Source organism: Candidatus Nitrohelix vancouverensis, assembly GCA_015698305.1.
Lineage (GTDB): Bacteria > Nitrospinota > Nitrospinia > Nitrospinales > VA-1 > Nitrohelix > Nitrohelix vancouverensis.
This window is the reverse complement of record CP048620.1, coordinates 3,195,677-3,216,377: the sequence shown is the minus strand read 5'-3', so window position 1 is coordinate 3,216,377 and position 20,701 is coordinate 3,195,677. Positions and strand designations below refer to the sequence as shown.

Below are 20,701 nucleotides of genomic sequence, written 5' to 3'. Positions count from 1 at the left end.
TCCGAGTCGCGCCGATTGAAAGTTAATTTGAAGCGGGGTCTGAGTTATAATATCCTGATTCCAAACGAAATAACACGAAGAGGGCTATGAGCAATTACAAGCGTTTCAAATCCGTAGTTTCCAATGCGAGCTTGCTGGCTCTGGCCTTATTGGTTGGGCTGGGGGCGAATCACGCGGCGGCGGCTGATTCGTTGTTCCAATCGCCGGTGCGCGTCACCATGCATCCCAGTCAGAATTTTGCTCCGTCGATCTCGCCCGACGGGCGTTTCATGGTCTACGTCTCCGACCGCTCCGGTCATTTAGATCTGTGGTGGAAATCTCTGGAGCCGGGACTGCAACCGCCGGATCGGCCGCTCACCTTGCACAGCGCCGAAGATAACGCACCATCCATCAGCCCCGACGGCAAACAGCTGGTTTTTTTGTCTCACCGCAATGATCCCCGAGGCGACCTGTTCCTTTTAGAGATAGAGAATAAAGAAACTGAAGCCGGGGCCTTGGTTCCCGTCCGCTTGACAGATTCCAGCGCTTCGGAATCGGATCCGGTCTGGTCTGCTGACGGCAAGTCGATCTATTTCACCTCTCAGGTTTCGGGAGGTCTGGAAAAATCGATTTATAAAATCGATCTGGCGACGAAATCGCGCGTCCGGGTCATTCAAGGGGAAGGGGTGAATCCGGCGCCTTCACCGGACGGTTCCCGGCTGGTCTATGTTTCAAGCGAATCCAATCCGCATCTCCTGATCGCAAATCTTGAAACCGGCGCGACGCAGGCCCTCACCCAGGGATCTGCGCTCGATGTGTCGCCGCGCTGGACCCGGTCTGGAAACGCGGTCGTGTTTACGCGTTATGAAGATGACACGAACCGGGACGGCAAGGTCACGATCGACGATAACCCGAATCTCTGGTCGCTTCAGGTCGACGGCATGCAGGCGGGGGTGATGCGCCAATTGACCTCCAGCGATTCTTACGACCTGCTCCCTCAGGCGGGAGACGATCGAGTGTATTACACGGCGCAAAAGGGATCGGGCGTCAATATCTGGAGCTTGCCTCTGGAAGGACGGATCCGCGTCTCGAAAGATTTTGAAGCGGCAATCGCGGCAACGCGTCAGACCTGCATGATCCCCGAGCGCAGGGATTATTCCTGCCTGATGGCCTATCGCAATTTGATTCAGACTCATGAAAGCGCGCCGGGGCTGGCGGAGGTTCGCCTGGAATTTGCCGCGGCCTATATCGATCTGGGGCATTTCGATTCCGGCGAAGCGGAATTGAACGCGTTATTGACTGAGAATGCGGAGGCGCAAGAATACGTTCGACTGGCGCAGATCGAGCAGATCCTTCTGCCACTCAAGCGTCTGCAATGGACGAGCGCTGCAGGGCAGGAGGCCGCCGCCTCTCAAGCGCTTGGAGCCTTGAATGCGCTGTCTACGCAATGGAAGGATTTGCCGCGACCTTCGGCTCAAGCGGCTTTGGAATCGGGTCGCCTGCAGGCCTTGCTGAATCAACCCGCCGAGGCGCTGGAATTCTATACAAAGATTCTCAAACAATACCCGGAGCAGAAAACCATCGCGGCGCAAGCGGCATTTTATCAAAGCTCAATTTTTAAAATGGTCGGCGACCGCAAAAGCCTGATCGAAAGTTATGTCGGCGTGGTCAGGGATTTTTACGAGGTCAAACAATGGAGACGCAAAGCGATTGATGAAATCATTCGCCTGTTTGAAACGCCGCAAACGCTCGCCGAAAAAATCGTCAATCTTCAGGGACTGGTCGAACAGTACAAGGCCCTGCCGCCTCTCGCCGGAGCGATCCAAAACCGAATCGGCGAATTGTACGCTTCGGATAATGAATTGTTGCTTGCAAAAGAGGCTTATCGAAAAACTACCGCACAGTTTCCCGACGCCGACGAGGAAGTCTTCGTTTCGCGAAAGGCTCAGGCGGAGTTGTACGCGCGGGAAGAAAATTTTGAAAAGAGCATTCAAATCTACGAAGCCATCTACGACGGTTCCCAGCAAATTCAAGAACGGCTTGAAATCGCCCGCAAGGGGCGCGTCGAAAAAGCCCTTGCAAAAGGAACCTGGGAAATCCGCGTTGGAGAAATCAAACTCGCGCGTAAAACCTTTCGCAAGCTGATCGAGTTCGCCCCGGAAGTTGTGGAAGGGCATCGCGGTTACGTGCAGGCGGGGGCCGCATTGCAATTGCTGGACGCGACCGAAAAATTTTATCAGGAGCGTTTGTCGGCCCGACCGGATTCGGCGATCGACCGTTACGCCCTGGGACTGCTGGCGACCTACCACAATCCGCCTGATCTGAAACGCGCCGAGTCGGAGATTGGGGCCGCTCTGGAGCGGGATCCCAGCCAGTTGTTTTTTCATCAGACGCTGGGATGGGTGTACGAGCAGAAAGAACGAATGCTCAAGGCGAGCGGTTCGCTGGAACGCGCCGTGCATGAGTATGAGATCGCATTGGCTTTGAATGATGAAAACGACAAGCCGGAAAACGAAGCCGATCTGTATCTGAATCTGGGCAATACGCATTATCAGCTCAGTAATCCGACCACCGCTTTTTATTATTACACCCTGCGCGAAGACTCCGCTTTTCCGTTTTACGTCAAGGAGCGCGAGGCGATTTATCGCCAGCGTTTTGGCGAGACCGCCTACAAATCGGGATTGCTCGACTCCGCGATCAAGCAATATCGCCGGGCCTACGAACTCTACGAAAAAGAAAACGACGCGGCGCGGCTGGCGGAACTGAATGACCGTATGGGCCTGTCCTATCAAGATGCCGGGGAATACGCCAAGGCGGTGGATGCGTTTTCCTCCGCGCTGAAACTGAGCCGTGATCTGGGCAATCAGCAAACCATATCGAAAACCCTGCGCAATATCGCCAACAACCTCTACCTCTTGAATGAAGACAAAAAGGAAACCGATCCCATCGCCTTGCAGACCGCCCTGGGGAATTATTTTGAAGCGGTGAAATTGCTGGAAGAACATGGAACCCTGCGCAAGGACAAGAAAGAGAAAAAGGGCTTGATCGGCATCTCGGTGGAAACGGGGCTGGACAGCGACGCTTCGACGGCGGCGATGGGCTTCGATGAGAAAGGCGAACGCAAACTGATCTTCCATTATGTCGGGAAAATCTACGGCGACTTCGGACGCTATGATCTGGCGATCCGTTATTTCGAAGATAAACTGAAGTTCATACCCGCCGATCTGGATGTTGAAAAAAACGTTCCGGTGGTTCTGGAGAAGGCGCTCCTCCTCAATCAAATTGGAAATTATTATTATTTGTGGGGCAAGGAGCGCAAGGCGCTTGAATATTTCAAGAGTTCATTTGAACTTTCCTCCGCCCTGGCGAACCGCGCCGGCGAAGCGGTCAATGCGATCAATTACGCGCGCATCGCCTTATCGCTGGCGCGCACCGAGACGCCGCAATCGCTGGAGACAATTGTCGCGTCGGCTTTCGACTTGCTGGAAGCGTCGAACCAATCTCTGGCGACCTCAGAAGCCTTGTCGCATCGCCGCTATTCCATTCATGTGAAGAACCATTTGGGCGCGCTTCATTATTTTCGCGCCCTGCATTCGTCTGGAGGAGGCAAGGCGGAAGCGGCGATAGCGTTCCAATCCTCCCTTGACGCGATTGACGGAAGCTATCGGGAAGCGCAACACGCGGCGGAACAATTTGAAAGCGCGATGACGCTTGCGCAGACGATTTCAGCGGAGAAGGCGCAACGTGTTTTACGATTCAATCTCGATCTGGCCCGCGATCTTCTCGGTTCGAAGCGTCAGGACAAAGAGAACGTTGAAGCGAGCGCTTCAGATTGGCAGTTCTTGTATGTGGAATCTTTATTGAAGGAAGGCGAGGAGCGGCTGGCGCTCTTGGAACAAGCGGAACAGATTGCGAGCGGCTTGCCTCGCCCTCTGCTCCCGAGAGACGACGCATCGCTGGCTCTGCTTGAAGATGTGTATCAGACTCTGGCGACGCTTTATTTCGAAGCCCAGCAATATGGGCAGGCATTGATAATTTCCGAGAAAGGGCGACGCCTGCAAATGATCGCCTTACGACCCGATCTGACATTCAACGATGAGGCGCAGGCGGAGTACGCTGAAGAATTGAACCGCATTGCCAATGCGGCGTTTGAGACAAGCGCGCAGGGGCGGGCGATTGACGATCTGCTCGCGGAGTATGCGGAATTTCTGGAGATGACGAAAGCGGATCTGCCGCAACTCGCCAGCTTGTACGCGCCGACCGTTCCCGATCTGGAGGAAGTGCGGGGATTGATGAAGCCGGAGCAGTCGCTGATTAAATTGCTGATGGGACGCTCGCATATTCTGGTCTGGCGTTTGAGCAAGGACGGCGGCGGGGGCTCGCGCATTCCCTTGACCGGCGAATTGCGCGAAGCGATTGAGCGGATCGGACGAAACGGCGAAGCGCCGACTCCGACCGACATCGCGCTCTTATCCAAAGCCTTCATTCCCGCTTTGAGCGATGCGGGAAAGACGCTGATCCTGATCGCCGACGGCCCCTTGGAATTTCTTCCCTGGGCGGCGCTGGACCATTCCGGGCAGGCTTTGATCGCCAGCGTGGATCTGGTGTTCGTCTCCAGTCTGGAACATTTTGTCCGCGCTGACGAAAAGAAAAATCTTTTCAACTCGCGTTTGTTGACCGTCGCCTATCCCGGCGAGACCGCGCCGCAGGAAGATTTTTTCACGGTGGAATCCCTGACAAAACCGGAGTCGCTCTACGATCGCTTCATGGAAGAGTGGGCGCATTTTGGCGTGGCGCATATTGGCGGGCCTGCGCGATTTTACGGCGGGACTCACGGCGAAATTCGTCTGTCCAGCAATCCCGATCAATTGCAAAGTATTCCTGTCGAGGAACTCTACCTGTCGCCGGTTCATTCCAGTTTGCTGGCCCTGAGCGATGCGAGACCGCAGTTCAATCCTTATATGAGTCTGTCGCCGACGGCGCTGTCCCTTCAGGCTCTGACCTTTAAGGGTTATCCTGGAGTTGTCCTGGCTTCTGGGGGAAGCGATGCGGAACAGGCGGCATTTGTCTGGCGCGGATTTTATCAACAGTTGCGCAAGCTGGGGCCGACAGCGGCCTTGCGCAAGGCGCAAATGGATGCGGCGGAACAATTCCCCGAGTCCTATGCCTGGGCGCAATACCGTTATTACGGCTATCCGGGAATGGACGAAGACGAGCAGATTTATTTTGCGGACGAGCAGTTCAAAAAAATTGCGACGCAGGGCGCGCGGGCGTATCAGGATGCGGACTGGCTGGGAGCCATCGACGGTTTCGAGAAATCCCTCGCGCTGTCCGAGTACTTGCCGGACGATCCTCTGGTTCCGGTCCTGCATCAAAAACTGGCGGAAGCGGCTTACAATCGCGGCGATTACGACAAGGCCATCGCCTACGAACGGCGTCTGATCCCCATCGCCGAAGCGAACAAGGACGCATTGGAACTGGCGCGCATCGAGCGGTTCATCGGCGTTTCTTATTCGCGGATGGAAGCCTACGACGATGCGGTGCTTCATTTGAAAAAGGCGGTCGAAATTTTTCACGCCGAGAAAGCTCCAGAAGAAATGGCGGAGAGCTATTCGCAGTTGGGCGTGGTGGAAGAGAATGCTCTGAATTATGCGGAAGCCTTGAAAGCCTTTCAAAAATCCGAATCGATTCACGAATCATTAAAATCCGAACTGGATCGTGCGAAAGAGTTGCGACGCATTGGACGCATCTATTACCTGCGTCTGAACCAGTACCGCGAAGCGGAAAAATACTTTGAGGAAGCGCGGCGCGTTTTCGCGCATGCCGACCAGCCCGAGCTGACGGCGGAGACCTTGCTGGAGCTGGGACTGGTTCAGGAAAAACAGGGCGCCTTTGCGCAGGCGCTGGATTATTACGCACGCGGTCGCACCATCGCCGAAACGCATGAATTGCCCTTGACCCTTTCGCGCGCGCTTTTGTATCAGGCGAATTCCTATTGGTATCAGGCCGATTATCAATCGGCCTTTCGTTTGCAGAGAGAAGCGCTGAAGATCGCCGAGGCGGAAGACGACGCCATGCAGAAGACCATTATCTATAACACGCTGGGCTTGATTCACTGGACCCTCAACGACTCGCGGCGCTCTCTGGAAAACCTCAATCGCAGTCTGCAACTGGCGCAGGAGATTCCTTCGCCGACGGAAACAGCTTCCGCTTACAACAATATCGGGCTGGTCTATCGCAAGGATAAAAAATACCAAGAGGCGGCGGACTATTTTCTCAAGGCGCTGGACTACGATCTCAAGTCGCGCTCGAAGTGGGGACAGGGTTACACCCATCGCAATCTGGGCATGACCTATCTGCGCATGGACCGTCTGGACGAGGCGGAAACGCATATCAACGAAGCGGTGAGTTTGAGCCGGTCGATCAACAACCAGACCAATCTGGTCAAGTCGATGCTTGAACTGGGCAACCTGGCGCTCAAACGCAAACAATGGGATGCGGCTGTGACGCATTTCGAATCGACGGCGGCGCTTGCCGAGCGATTGAACATTCCTGAAGTGTTCTGGCGCGCTCTGCGCGGTCAGGGTTTCTCGCTGGCTCGGCTGGAGCGAACGGAAGACGCCATCGCCGCTTACAGGCGGGCGACCGAAAGCATTGACGCGATGCGCGCGGCGATCAAGGTGGAAGAATTTCAGAATGGTTTTCTGGTCGACAAGCAGGAAGCCTATCAGGAACTCGTTCTGCTCCTGCTGGATCAGGGTCGCGTGGCGGAGTCCTTTGAATTCGTCGAGCGTTCCAAGTCGCGGAGCTTCATCGACCTGCTCGGCAATCAGAAAATCAGTTTGAAGGACGACGTCGGGCAAAAATTGTTCGATCAGTTGCAGAAGCAAAAACAAACCATCCGCGATATTGAAGAGAGCGTTGGCGAAGCCCACGCGCAGAACAATGAAGCGTTGGCGGCAAGCCAGGCGGAGCAATTGATTACAGAGCGCAACCGTTATCAGGATTTGTTGATCGAGGCCAAAGCCGAGAGTCCGCAACTTTCAAATTTTGTGACGGTCGATTCGATTCGCTTGAATGAATTGCAGGCTCTGCTGGAAGAGCCGGTGGCCTTGCTGGAATATCTGGAAACGCCGGAGGAACTGGTGATCTGGGTGGTGACGGGCAAAAGCATCGACGCCGTTCGCGTTCCGATCCAGCAACAAGCCCTTCGCGAATTGATTCACGACTACCGCGAACGCATTCAGAAAATGGCGCCGGTGGACGAGCAGACGCGGCAATTGTACAGTCACCTGATTCGCCCGGTGGAATCGCTGATCCAGACGCGCCGCGTTCTGGGCATCGTGCCGCACGGACACCTGCATTATATTTCATTTTCATCCCTGCACGACGGCGAGTCCTATTTGTTCGAAAAGTACCCGCTGTTTTATTCCCCCAGCGCGTCGGTGCTTGAATACACTTTCAAGAAAGACAGAGCGCGAGTCAATAAGGGGGATATCCGCGTGCTGGCGATGGGCAACCCGGACCTCGGCGATTTCAATTACGATTTGCCCCTGTCGGAAATGGAAGTCAACGCCATCAAATGGGATTTTCCGAGAGTGGACGTGTTGACGCGGGAGCGCGCCAGTGAAAGCTGGGTGCGCGAGCATATCAACGAGTATCAAATCATTCACATCGCGTCTCATGGAGAATTCGATTCCGTCAATCCCCTGTTTTCTTCTTTGAAATTGACGCGCGATGATGCGCAGGACGGCAGTCTGGAAGTGAATGAAGTTTTTTCTTTGAAGATCAACGCCGATCTGGTGACATTGAGCGGTTGTCAAACGGGCTTGGGCGAATTGAGCGGAGGCGACGATCTGGTAGGTTTGAACCGGGCCTTCATTTATGCGGGAACGCATTCGCTGATGTCGTCGCTCTGGCGCGTCAGTGATATTTCAACCGCCGTGCTGACCAAACATTTTTACAGAAATTATGCGAGCAACGACAAGGCGGAAAGTCTGCGCAAGGCGCAATTGCTGGTGAAAAGTTTTTACCCGCACCCGGCCTATTGGGCGGCGTTCAGTCTGACCGGCGATTATCGCTGAGTTTCCGGCGCCTTTGGGAACACCTGCCCGGCTTCCAGCATCACCCAGCGTTCCGAGGTGTCCCCGAGCGTGAGGTCGAGTTGATCGTTGATGCGCGCCAGAGAGAGGATATTCTCCGGGAGTTTGAGGCGCATCAACTCCTTGTCCCGTCGACCCTGCAGACAGAGAAAGCCGTTTTCGATAGACACGACCTTGAAGAAATCCGTCACCGTGCGGCACAGTTCGGGAGGGTCTTTCAAGGTGCGCGCGGACTGATCGTCGAGATAATGACTGAGTTGCAGGCAACGTTCCTGCATCGCCGACAGATCGCGCAACAGGCTTCCAAGATCGACGCCGTTCAGCGCATGGGGGATCTTGTTGCGGTCCATCCATTGGAAGAAAGAGAACAGATCGAAAATGACCTGATTGAATTCGCTTTTTTCCGTGACGGAATTGAAGGGCAGGAAAGCGATGATGAACTGGCTCAGGTGAGCGCATTGCAAGGCTTCCGGCCCTTCGCAGACATGCGGGCGGTCCAAGGTTTCTTCGCGTTTCAGCCCCGCCTCCAGCAGGCATTCGTGGAACAGCGATAGACTGCTTCCCAGCTCCGGGTAAAAAACTTCCGGGTCCTGCGGCGTGCCGTGCGATCGGGCGCACTGAGAAAGAAGATCGTACAGCGTCGATGAGTCGTGGTTTTCGGTCATGAATTATTTCTCTTACATTTTGTATGCAAATGAGGGGGCGCGACTGCGTTCTTTTTGCGACTTTTCATTCAGCATGATACAAACGCGGCGCGAAAAAGACCAACGATAAAATTATTTTTTTGTAAAGATGTTCCATAGAAAGTGGATTGAAAAGCGGAGCATTCCTGATAAACTGGTCTCAAATGTATTTAATTCTTACGTTCCTTATCTCCATTGCATCCTTGGCGGCGCCAGACAGAGCGTTTAGCGCGCAAGGCCCCGACTCCCGCTTCACCCTTCCGCTCGTCAAGTATCAGGGCGGTGACTACAAGCCGCGCGAAGGCGCGCTGGACGGTTTGCTGGCGCAGATTGCGCGTCGCACCTCCATCGAAGTCAATCGCGAGCCGGTTGAAATTGGCTTGTCCGATTCCACCCTGTATCAATACCCGTTTTTATATCTGGGCGGCGACAAGGCGTTTACAATGCCCTCTGAAAAGGAATTACAGAACCTGCGCTATTTCTTGAACTACGGCGGCTTTCTGCTCATAGACGACAATTCGGGTAACGAGAATTCTGCGTTTGATAAATCGGCAAGGGCTTTAGTCGGCCGCCTATTCCCTCAAACGCCGCTGAGCGAGATCGACCGGGACCATTCCATATTTCGCTCGTTTTATTTGATCAATCGCGTCGTCGGTCGACATTTTATCAAGCCCTATCTGGAAGGCGTTTCGATCAAGGGACGCACTGCGCTGATCTACAGTTCCAACGATTTGGGCGGCGCCTGGGCGCGCAACAAATTGGGCGGATGGAATTACGATATGATCAGCGGCGGTTCCGTGCAGAGACAGCACAGCATTCGCTTGGGAATCAATATCGTGATGTACGCCCTCACTCTGGATTATAAAAAAGACATGGTTCATTTGCCCATCATCCTCGAACGCCTTCGCCGCTTCAACGCTCAATAATCATGATTGAAGAACTGTTCGGCCTGGATCCCGCCGAATTCAACCAGATTGAGGTTCTATGGTCTCAACAATACTCCGCCTGGGTGTGGGGCGTTTTGGGCGTTGCCTTTCTGGTCGCTCTGCGTTTTTTCTGGACCAGCCTGTCGCGCATCGCCTCGACCCCGGTGAAACTGTTTTTGTTCAGTCTGCGTTCTGTGGCTCTGATCGCGCTGGCCCTGGCGTTACTGCAACCTCGCCTGGAATTCAGAAACGATCAGACCCTGCCCAATCACATTGCCGTTTTGATCGATGACAGCAAGAGCATGTCGATCAAATCCTATCCCGAGGAAATTTCCCGTCGCGAGCGCGTCGTGGAATTCATGGAAAGAAATGCCAAGGCCTTCGCCGAATGGCAGACGGATTTCAAGGTCGAAACTTATTTTGTTTCAGACAAGATCGAGCCGGGTTCCCTTGCGGACCTGGGGACTCATTATCAGGCTGGCAAGCCAAGGACGGACTATCAACAGGTTTTTTCGCAATTGTTGCAACGTTACAAGGGGAAATCCCTGCAAGGCGTGGTTCTGCTTTCAGACGGCGGGGACTTGTCTCACAGCGGCGGCGAGGTGTCGACTTCGCTTCTGGATGCCTTGTCCGAACTGGAAGGGCCGGCGCACACGCTGGTCGCCGGGGCCAATCAGGGCTTTCGGGATTTGTCCATCGAGAATGTCGAGATGGCAAATTTTGGATTCATCAATCAACCCTCGCGCTTGACCGTTGCTATTGGGGCGTCCAACATGGGCGATAAAAACATCTCGCTGATGTTGAAGCAAGGCCCCAAAATTCTGGCGACTAAATTGATCGAATTGCGAGAAGACAAGGGGCGATACAAGGTGGATCTGGAGTTCACCCCGGTCGACCTTGGGAAACAGAATTATGTGTTGTCGGTTCCCTTGTTTGCGGGCGAAGCTCTGGAGAAGAACAATCGCAAGCACATTCAGATCAAGGTGGTGCGCGATCGGATTCGCATTCTGCATTTGAACGGCAGACCGTCCTGGGATTCACGTTTTCTGCGCGAGGCGCTGGCCAGCAATCCGAAAACGGACCTGCTGTCGTTTTTTATTCTGCGCACCCTGACCGATGAAGTGGCGGCTCCGACCTCGGAGTTGAGCCTCATTCCATTCCCGTCGAACCTGCTGTTCACGGATTACCTCAGTTCTTTTGACCTCGTCATCTTTCAGAATTTTCGCTACGAGCCGTTCATCGACAAGCGCTATCTAGACAACATCCGAAAGTATGTTGAAAACGGGGGAGCCTTTCTGATGATTGGCGGCGAGCTGGCGTTCCAGATGGGCGGTTATGATCGAAGCGTCATGGAGGACATCCTGCCGGTGCAGATGAATCCAGGCGGCGAGGGTTTTCAGCTGAAGACCTTCCATGCCGTCCCGCGGGAAGGGTTCCTGGAACACCCTGCGCTTCAACTGCAACAGGGAAAAGAAAAGAACCGGGCCGCCTGGGAGCAGATGGCTTCCCTGAGTAGCGTCAACAAAGGCTTAACGCCCAAGCAGGGCTCGCAAACGCTGATCGAACTGCTTCCTGAAAGCGGACCGCCCGTGCCGGTGCTGGTGACCTGGGAAAAGGGTAAGGGACGCGCCGGCGCGCTGGCGACGGATTCCTCCTGGAACTGGAATTTTTTCAAGGTGGGCGAGGGCGGAAGCGGGCGTAATTATTATAAATTCTGGGACCGGCTCATCGCCTGGATGATCGGCGATCCGGACACGCAAACTCTGCAGGCGGACACCGACCGGGATCGTTACGGAGAAAACCAGGAAGCCTTGATTAAATTCCGCACCCTGCAACCGGATTACAGCCCGGCTCCGGGGCAGAAGGTTGGCATCACGATCACCCCGCCGGGAGGCGAGCCTCGTCATTATGAAGCGGAGTCGGGAGAAGACGGCGATGGAACCTTTCGTTTCAATCCTGACGGCGAAGGTTTTTACAAGGTCGCTCTGGAGCGATCCGGCGATGCGTCCGGGCAGAAAATGAACACGGGTTTTCTGGTGAATGCGGATGAGTCCGAGTTTGTTCGCCCGCAGGTCAATGCGGCCTTGTTGAAGTCCATTTCAGAATTGACCGGAGGACTCTCACGAGAGATCAATGCCACGGCCAGTCTCTCCGACCTGAGCTTTCCCAAGCCGGTTAAATTTGCCAAAATCAATACGCGGGTGATCTCGCTTTGGAACAATTGGTATATGTACGGACTGATGATGTTCTGTCTTTGTCTGGAATGGCTGATTCGCAGAAAGTCCGGCTTGAGTTGATTTTCTCTGGATTATGAAAAAGCGGCGATCCTAACCAAATTCTAATTTGTGTCCCCGCTATAAATCCGCTAAAATCTCCTTAGTTTTCAAGGCTCCTCCAAACGCCTGTCCATGACTCCAACATTAGTTTTAAAATAAAAGAACATCTCGATTATGACGCTTAAGGTGGGAAATAAACCCAATTTGCGCGAATGGGTTCGCGACAGAATACTGTTTTTGGCCGTCGCCATTCTTATCGTCGGCGGAATCGGCTACGTGACCGCTGGAAACGTGTTGGATCACGACAGTATCTGGCTCCATCCGGTCAAAGAGTTTGCTCTGTTGATGTCGCTCATCGGCGTGGTCTCTCTTGGCTATGAGTTGTTTCTGCGCGAGTTGACCTTCAATGAATATAAGGATGCTTTACAAGAGTTGATGAATCCGGATGCGGTGCGACTCGGCATCATTGGTATTTATAAAAACCGTTCTGAACTGGGGCAAGCTACTTCGTTTGAGAAATTATTCAAAAACGTAAAGAAGGAGATTTTTATCGGCGGCAGTTCTCTGCTTTCGATTTCAACCTCGAGCCGGGAGTTGTTGAAGGAAAAAATCCTCGAAGGCGTCGATGTGAAGCTTCTCTTGATGGACCCCAATTCGCGGGTGGTGGATTTGATCGTGAAGCAGGGCGGCGGCAAGCCGACCTTTGTGAACGAGATCAAGACTTCTCTTCTTCTTTTGCAGAAATTGCAGATGGAGCTGGACGACCTTGACGGCAAGCCGAGAAAAGGAACGCTCCAGGTGCACACCTATGAGCAGATTCCTTCGCATTCGTTCATCTCTATAGACGGGAATTCTTCTGAAGGAGTGATCATCGCCGACATCGGTCCCTATCTCGGACGCAGTTTGCCGCGCCCAAGCATGATAGTCGTGCGCAAGAAAAACGGCATGTACGACTATTGGGTGGAAATGAACCAGTTGATGTGGGAGGAGAGCAAACCTATCAATCTGGAAAGCCCGACCTTGCTGGAATCCGGCGCCAAGACTTCGGTGTTTACGAGCGGCAGAGAAACCGAGTGCTGGGACGCCAAGACGGGGAGCTGGACGGCGGCGTCGATTTGCCGGATGGGCGATCACTGGCGAACCATGAAAGGCAGTCAATGGGTATGGGCGCGCGAATCGCTGACGCTTGAAGAGGTGAAAACCGGCGGTCAGCAGAAATTCCGCGTCAAATTCCATTTCCCCTGTGAAAAATCCGAAGGCCTGCTCCGCGCAGAGCTGTTGCTTCGCGCCGACAACGAGTGTCGAGTCCGAATCAACGCCACCCAGTTGAATGGAGATTTCGCCGGCGCCCAGTTCAAGGAGCCGTATTTCATCGATCTGCGTAAACATGTGCAGTGCGGCGATAACGAATTGCTCTTTGAGTTGGTGAATTTTGCCAAACCGGGCGCTCAATCCCCGGAAGACGGCGTGGCAGGATTGATTTACCGGCTACACCTCGAATACCGCACCTAGGTCATTACGAACCTTACCCGCCAAGCGCTTCAAGGTCTTCACTAATTGCCGCATCATTGCGAGCGTTTCTCTCGATTTATTTCTTCCCCCGTTGATTTTCTTCTTGATATGAGCTTTGAAGGGCTCTCTGCAACTACTTGAAAAATATGCTGTTTTTTGCTGTTTTAGGAGGGCGTTTCGAATGTGCGCAGATTCGAAAAAACTTTCGTTGACAGTCGGAGACGTGCTGATATAATCGCCAATTCAATAACTTTCTGACTCAATCAAGCCGATGCGCTATGATGATCTGGGTCGAAATTATGAGAGACAAATGGCTGAATATTTCTTTATATCATTAGTAGCAATTGTCGCGATCATCGTTGTGGCGGCTCTATTGGTCCTGTCGACTATTTTGGGGCCAAGGAATCCATCCAAGGAGAAAATGACTCCCTACGAATGTGGGATCATTCCTCAGGAGGAGGCCAAGGGGCGCTACCCGGTGCGTTTTGCAACCATCGCCATGCTCTTCATTATCTTTGATATTGAAGTGGTTTTCATGTATCCGTGGGCGGTGGCGCTGGATGAATTGAAATTTTTCGGGTTGATGGAGATGGTGGCGTTCATTGCCATCCTCGGCATCGCTTACGTTTACATTTGGGGACGTGGAGGTCTGGAATGGGATTAGTGGATTCAGCAGTCGACGCGTTTGAGGCGGAAATAAATAATTTAAAGTTGAACGCCAAAGAAGCCCTCGAGGCTTTGGAGGAGGAAAGCGCGGGGGCGGTGTATGACAGCATTCTCACCACCCAGCTTGGCAAAGTGGTGGGCTGGGCGCAGAAAAATGCGCTGTGGCCCGCGACCTTTGGTTTGGCGTGTTGCGCGATTGAAATGATGGCGATGGCGAACTCCCGTTGGGACTCGGCTCGTTTTGGCGCCGAGGTGTTTCGCGCTTCGCCGCGTCAGGCGGATCTGATGATTGTGTCGGGTCGCGTTTCCCAGAAAATGGCTCCGGTGTTGAAATTGATCTACGATCAGATGCCGGAACCCAAATGGGTGATTTCCATGGGGGCCTGCGCCTCTTGTGGGGGCGTGTTCAATAATTACGCTATCGTGCAGGGCGTGGATCGCGTGGTTCCTGTGGACGTGTATGTTCCGGGATGTCCTCCGGGGCCGGAAGCGTTGATCTATGGCGTCATCAAGCTTCAGGAAAAAATCATGAACGAGGCGGGCACGTCGGCGGCGAAGAAGAGGGTGGCGTGACCAGCGAAGAAATCGTTGAAAAAATAAAAAATCAGTTTGGCGACGCGGTTCTCCTGGCGGAAACGCCTTTGGGGGACGCGGTGGTTCATGTCGCGCCGGAATCTCTGGTGGCGGTGGCGGAATTTGCCAAGAACGATCCTGATTTAAGTTGCGACTACCTGTCCAATATCAGCGGGGTGGATTATCTGGATATGGATCGGGAGCCGCGTTTTGAATCGGTTTATGAATTGCATTCGCTGGACAAAAATCACAGCTTGCGCCTGCGTGTGGGGATTGATGAGGAAGATCCCGTCGTTCCCACGGTGTCGGGTTTGTGGAAGGGCGCTGTCTTTCCTGAGCGCGAGTTGTATGATTTGTTTGGCATTCGTATCGAAGGACTTCCTGAACAACGACGTCTGATTATGCCGGAAAACTGGGAGGGGCATCCCTTGCGCCGTGATTACGAGTTGACGGTCGAAGACGTCGCATTTTCTTTTAACCGGGATTATAAGAGCGAGTTGGTGAAAACCAAACCGCCGACGAGGTAGTCGATGAGCGTTGCTGAAAGCGGTCTTCTGGAGCGCGATAAAGATACGATGACCCTGAATATGGGTCCCAGCCACCCCAGTACGCACGGCGTGTTTCGAGCGATACTGGAAATGGAGGGAGAATTGGTGGGTTCCGCCGATCCTGATATCGGCTACTTGCACACCGGCATTGAAAAAACGTCCGAGGCGAAGCCTTATGCGCACGTCATTCCCATGACGGATCGTCTGGACTACCTGAATCCTCCTGGAAATAACCTGGCTTTCTGCCTGTCCACTGAGAAATTGCTGGGGGTGGATATCCCCCTGCGCGCGCAGTATCTGCGCGTCATTCATTGTGAATTGGCCCGCATCGCCAGTCATCTGGTATGGCTTGCGACGCATGCGCTGGACATCGGCGCGATGACGGTCTTCCTTTATTGCTGGCGCGAGCGCGAGATGATTCTCGATCTGAATGAAGAGATCTCCGGCGTGCGCATGATGACCAGTTATATTCGCGTCGGCGGGGTCGCCAAAGACGCGACGCCGCAATGGCTCAAGGGCGTTCAGGAATTTGTGGATATCTTCCCTGGGAAAGTGGATGAGTACGAAAAACTGCTCACGAAAAATCCGATCTGGCTGGATCGCACCCAGGGCGTCGGCGCGATGTCGCGAGAGGAAGCGATCAATTACAGCATGAGCGGCCCGGCGCTGCGCGCCAGCGGCGTGGATTGGGACATTCGTAAAAAACGACCCTATTCCGGTTACGACCGATTTGATTTCAAAGTTCCCGTGCGTCAGGAAGGCGACGTGTATGCGCGTTACCTGGTGCGTCTGGAAGAAATGCGGCAGAGCCGCGAGATTCTGGTTCAGGCCCTGCGTGATTTGCCCGCAGGGGATTATAAAAATCCCGACGGCAAGGTTTCTCTTCCGGATCGCGGCAAGTTGAAATCCAGCATGGAAGCCCTGATTCATCATTTCAAGCTGGTTTCCGACGGATTCAAGGTTCCCAAAGGCGAGACCTATGTGCCGATCGAGGGGCCGCGCGGCGAAGTGGGATTTTATATTGTCAGCGATGGGTCCAATACGCCTTATCGCGTTAAATTGCGAGCGCCGTCGTTTCTGGCGATTCCCGGAATGTGCAGGATGATGGAAGGTTGTTTCATCGCCGACGTGGTTGCGGTGATTGGTAGTATTGATATTGTCATGGGGGAAGTGGATCGATAATGTTTGCATTTTCTGAAGAAAACAAGGAAAGAATCCCTCAGGTACTTGCCAAATATCCCACCAAGCAATCGGCGTTACTGCCTTTGCTGACGATGGTGCAACGGCAAGAGGGCTACGTTCAACCTGAGGCGATGGTGGAGATCGGTAAAATTCTGGAGCTGTCTCCGGGTTATGTTCAGTCGGTTGCGTCTTTTTACACCATGTACCACATGACGCCGACCGGCAAGTACATTATTCTGTTCTGCATCAACATCAGTTGTCAGTTGAATGGCGCGGACGAGTTGCTCAATCACACGGCTCAGAAATTGAATATCAAGGTGGGCGAGACCACGCAGGATAAGAAATTCACCCTGCATCGGGAAGAATGTCTCGCGGCCTGTTCCAACGCGCCGATGATGCGCATCAACGACGATTATTACGAAGATTTGACCAAAGAAAAAATCGATCAAATATTAGACTCACTGGATTGATACCTGCATGGAACCCATTAAAATCCTGACTAAAGATATTGACGTTGAAGGGATGCATACGCTTGAAGTGTATGAGAAACACGGCGGCTATCAGTCCCTCAAGAAGTTGAAGGATAAAAAGCCCGAAGAGATCATCGAGATGGTGAAGGCCTCCGGGCTTCGCGGTCGCGGCGGCGCGGGCTTTCCGGCAGGGTTGAAATGGAGCTTTCTGGCGAAGGATGTGTTCCCGCGCTATCTCTGTTGCAACGCCGACGAGAGCGAGCCGGGCACCTGTAAGGATCGTTTGCTTCTTGAGAAAAACCCGCATTTGCTGATTGAGGGAATGATCGGTTGCGCCTACGCCTGTTTGATCGGGACGGGCTATATCTACTATCGCGGCGAATTCCAGCATGCGTCGGATTTGATGGATCGGGCCTTGAAAGAGGCTTACGACAAGGGCTATCTGGGCAAGAACATCATGGGGCTGGATTTTGATTTCGACATCCATACCCATCTGGGCGCGGGGGCTTATATCTGCGGCGAAGAATCGGCGCTTCTCAACTCGCTGGAAGGTCGACGCGGCGAACCGCGTCTGAAACCTCCTTTTCCGGCGGTGGAAGGTCTTTATTCCAAACCCACGGTCATCAATAACGTCGAAACGCTTTGCGTGGTTCCCTACATCATCAACGAGGGGCCGGAAAAATACGCGGCGATCGGAACCGAAAAGAGCAAGGGCACCAAGCTCATCAGCGTGTCCGGGCATGTGAAGAAACCGGGCAATTACGAAGTGCCTCTCGGCACGCCGACTCGCGAGATCATTTACGATTATGCGGGCGGCATTCGCAACGACAATAAATTGAAGGCATTCATCCCCGGCGGTTCGTCGGTGCCGATGTTGCCGGCCGAACTGGTGGACACGCCCTACGACTATGAAGCGCTGGCGGCGGCGGGTTCCATGCTGGGGTCCGGCGCCTTGATCGTAATGGACGATACGGTCAACGTGGTGGAAGCCACCCTGCGACTGGCCAGTTTCTACAAGCATGAATCATGCGGTAAATGCACTCCCTGTCGCGAAGGCACGCGATGGATGTGGCAATTGCTCAAAGGCATCCATGAAGGCGAGGGCGCTAACGAGCAGGTTGAAAAACTTGTCGATATTTGCGACAACATTTCTTTTAAAAGTTTTTGTCCGCTGGGGGATGCGGCGGTGGGGCCGGTGGCGAGTAGCATCAAATACTTTCGCTCCGATTACGACCTTCTGTTAAAAACATCTTCCGCTTCAGGCGCGGCCTAACATACAGGACGGGATTCCATGGCAAACGATGAAGTCACTCTGACGATAGACGGTAAAACGGTATCGGCTCCAAAGGGAACTCTGGTGGTCGACGCCGCCAAGCAGGTGGATATAGACATCCCTGTGTTTTGCTACCATGAAAAACTGGGTCCGTTTGGCTGTTGCCGAATGTGTCTGGTTGAAGTTGAGAAAATGCCGAAGCTGACGACGGCCTGTACCCTGGCGGTTGCGCCGGACATGGTGGTCAAAACGGACACGGCGAAAGTGGAGAAAGCGCGCAAGGGCGTGCTTGAATTCACGCTTCTCAATCACCCGCTGGACTGTCCGGTCTGCGACAAGGGCGGCGAATGTCCCCTGCAAAATAATACCTTTGAATATGGGACCGACGACACGCGCATGGAGTTCAATCGCGCGAACAACGCCAAGGCCACGCCGCTGAGTCCGGTCATCACCATCGACCGCGAACGCTGTATCGCCTGTCAACGCTGTACGCGCTACAGCGATATCATCGAATCCGAACAGGCGCTGGTCATGTTGAACCGCGGTTTCAATAATATCGTCGGTACCTTCGACAATCAGCCATACGACACTAAATTTTCCGGCAACGTGATCGACATCTGTCCTGTCGGCGCGTTGACCAATACCGATTTTCGTTTCAAGGCGCGCTCCTGGGAACTCAAGGACGTCGATACCCTGTGCGCGCACTGTGGCTGCAACTGTAATATGACGATGGGAACGCGCCTGAACAAGTTCATGCGCATCGAATCGCGTTGCAACGATGCGGTGGACGACGGCTGGGTCTGCGACAAGGCGCGTTTCGGCTATCACTTCATCGAAAGCAAAAATCGTATTGTGGACGCGACGAGCCGTATGAACGGCGAAGAGCGCGTGATTGGACTCAAGGAAGCGGGTTCCATGGCGGTCGAAAAGCTGAAAGCGCTGGTTGAGGCGCACGGCCCGTCCAGCGTTGGTTTCATTGGCTCTCCTTACGCCAGCAATGAAGACCTGTATTTGTACCAGACCTTGTTCCGTCAGGGATTGAAAACCAATAATCTGGACTTCAAAACCTATCAGGACGCGCCGGGTCTGCCCATCAAACATTATGATTTTGAACAGGTGGAGACCTCCAATCTGGTTCTGCTGATTGGCTCGGACCCGTCTGAGGAATTGCCGATTCTGGATTTGCGCATCAAAAAAGCGGTGACGCGTTTTGGCGTTCGTCTTGCGGTGTTGAACGATCAGTCGACGGCGCTCGACCGTTTCGCCGATTTGAAACTTCGCTACGATGTCGGCGGCGACGGCGCGGCGATCGACGCTTTGGCGGAGCTTCTCGCCAAAGAATTGGGCGAAGAGGCTCTTGTCGGATCGGACAGCTCCGCCTCGCAATGTACGATCGATGCGAGCGCATTGAAGGAAATGGCGGAAGCGGTGCGCACGGGCATGAAGGTGTGTCTGGTGTACAATCCGGCGGCTCTCACGGGAGACTCCATACTGCGCTTGCGACGCCTGATGCGCGTGATCGCAAAAGTCCCGACCATGGAATGCGGCGCGATTCCTGCGGCGCCTGCAACCAATGCGGTCGGCGCGCTGGATATGGGAATTTTACCGAATTATTATCCCGGCGGTTTGGGATTGAACGACGCGGATCAAATCAAGAAAATTTTTGGCGAAGACTCTCCTTTAGAGCCGGGTTTGTCGGCGATAGAAATGATCGAAAAGGCGGAAAGCGGCGAACTGAAAGGTTTGCTCGTGTATCGCTCCAACCCGGTGGCGGATTTCCCCGGCGGCAAACGCGTGGAAGACGCGCTCAAAAAACTCGACTGTCTGATCGTGCACGACATGCTGGCGACGGAAACCTCGCGCATCGCGCATATGGTTCTTCCGTCTCCCGGACCGGGTTACGATGAAGGAACGACAACGAACATCGGCGCGCGGGTACAGCATCTCAAGGCCGGGTTGAATTCAAACGCCACTCCGGACTGGAAACTGATTTCCGGCATGGCTGCTGAATTGGGCATCGAAACGGATTTTCAGACTTCTTTCTCTGTGACCAATGAGATTGCCGCAAAGGTTCGCGGTTATGAAGCGATCAGTAAAAAAGCGCTGAGAAAAATTGGCGCGAATCGTCCGTCCCAGATCGTGGAAGACGGCGCCATTGCGGCTTCGGCTCCGGCGGAAGCGAAAGCCGGTTCACTGCGACTGCGGGTTGCGCATTACTTGTTTGCGAACGATAAAATTCTGGATCCGACATCGCCGCTGGCGCACCATTTCAGGCATTCGACCGTGCATTTGCATGCGGACGACGCGACGAAGCTGGGCGTGGCAGAAGGCGACGAGGTGATTCTTGTATCGGCAGGCGGAGAGATGAGCGCGGCGGTATCTGTGGGAGATCGGTGCAATCCGGGCGGCGCTGTGGTAGAAAAAATTTCCGACGAACAGGGCGTTTCTTCCCTGGTTGCGGCGGACGGGGTTTCCTGGATCGACATTCGAAAAAGCTGACGCGAATCTGAA

Annotated in this window: 12 protein-coding genes; 11 read left to right on the top strand and 1 reads right to left on the bottom strand. The window is 53.9% G+C overall.

Annotated elements, in window-relative coordinates; all coding sequences use genetic code 11:
- The first annotated feature begins 86 nt into the window (after positions 1–86).
- Positions 87–8,063 carry a CHAT domain-containing protein gene (locus G3M78_14915; protein ID QPJ66624.1) on the top strand — a complete coding sequence of 2,659 codons (7,977 nt, stop codon included), beginning with the start codon at positions 87–89 and terminating at the stop codon, positions 8,061–8,063.
- On the opposite strand, the gene G3M78_14910 is transcribed toward G3M78_14915, so the two are convergent.
- On the bottom strand, positions 8,054–8,746 hold the full coding sequence (locus tag G3M78_14910; protein ID QPJ66623.1) for a hypothetical protein: 693 nt from the start codon (positions 8,744–8,746) through the stop codon (positions 8,054–8,056). The two genes, G3M78_14915 and G3M78_14910, sit on opposite strands and share 10 nt — an antisense overlap.
- A gap of 182 nt (positions 8,747–8,928) precedes the next feature.
- Between G3M78_14910 and G3M78_14905 the strand changes: the two genes are divergently transcribed.
- From G3M78_14905 to nuoG, 10 genes are all read left to right on the top strand, one after another.
- Complete coding sequence (locus G3M78_14905; protein QPJ66622.1) at positions 8,929–9,690, top strand: DUF4159 domain-containing protein; 762 nt, start codon at positions 8,929–8,931, stop codon at positions 9,688–9,690.
- A 2-nt stretch (positions 9,691–9,692) separates the two neighbouring features.
- Positions 9,693–11,987 carry a hypothetical protein gene (locus tag G3M78_14900; GenBank protein ID QPJ66621.1) on the top strand — a complete coding sequence of 765 codons (2,295 nt, stop codon included), beginning with the start codon at positions 9,693–9,695 and terminating at the stop codon, positions 11,985–11,987.
- Positions 11,988–12,140: 153 nt separating this feature from the next.
- Positions 12,141–13,478, top strand: coding sequence for a hypothetical protein (locus tag G3M78_14895; protein ID QPJ66620.1), 1,338 nt, complete (start codon positions 12,141–12,143; stop codon positions 13,476–13,478).
- Between the two features lie 310 nt (positions 13,479–13,788).
- Positions 13,789–14,142 (top strand): NADH-quinone oxidoreductase subunit A, encoded by a 354-nt coding sequence (locus G3M78_14890; protein ID QPJ66619.1) that lies wholly within the window; start codon positions 13,789–13,791, stop codon positions 14,140–14,142.
- A complete protein-coding gene (locus G3M78_14885) occupies positions 14,133–14,717 on the top strand; it encodes an NADH-quinone oxidoreductase subunit B (GenBank protein ID QPJ66618.1) in 585 nt (194 codons plus the stop codon). Before G3M78_14890 ends, G3M78_14885 begins: the two co-directional genes overlap by 10 nt.
- Complete coding sequence (locus G3M78_14880) at positions 14,714–15,244, top strand: NADH-quinone oxidoreductase subunit C (protein ID QPJ66617.1); 531 nt, start codon at positions 14,714–14,716, stop codon at positions 15,242–15,244. Before G3M78_14885 ends, G3M78_14880 begins: the two co-directional genes overlap by 4 nt.
- A gap of 3 nt (positions 15,245–15,247) precedes the next feature.
- The gene (nuoD, locus tag G3M78_14875; protein ID QPJ66616.1) at positions 15,248–16,447 is read left to right on the top strand and encodes an NADH dehydrogenase (quinone) subunit D; all 1,200 of its coding nucleotides are present in this window, start codon (positions 15,248–15,250) and stop codon (positions 16,445–16,447) included.
- The gene (nuoE, locus tag G3M78_14870) at positions 16,447–16,917 is read left to right on the top strand and encodes an NADH-quinone oxidoreductase subunit NuoE (GenBank protein QPJ66615.1); all 471 of its coding nucleotides are present in this window, start codon (positions 16,447–16,449) and stop codon (positions 16,915–16,917) included. The genes nuoD and nuoE overlap by 1 nt, the downstream gene beginning before the upstream one ends.
- 7 nt (positions 16,918–16,924) lie before the next feature.
- Entirely contained in the window at positions 16,925–18,190 is a 1,266-nt protein-coding gene (gene nuoF, locus G3M78_14865; GenBank protein ID QPJ66614.1) for an NADH-quinone oxidoreductase subunit NuoF, read from the top strand.
- An 18-nt stretch (positions 18,191–18,208) separates the two neighbouring features.
- On the top strand, positions 18,209–20,689 hold the full coding sequence (gene nuoG / locus G3M78_14860) for an NADH-quinone oxidoreductase subunit NuoG (protein QPJ66613.1): 2,481 nt from the start codon (positions 18,209–18,211) through the stop codon (positions 20,687–20,689).
- Positions 20,690–20,701: the final 12 nt, after the last annotated feature.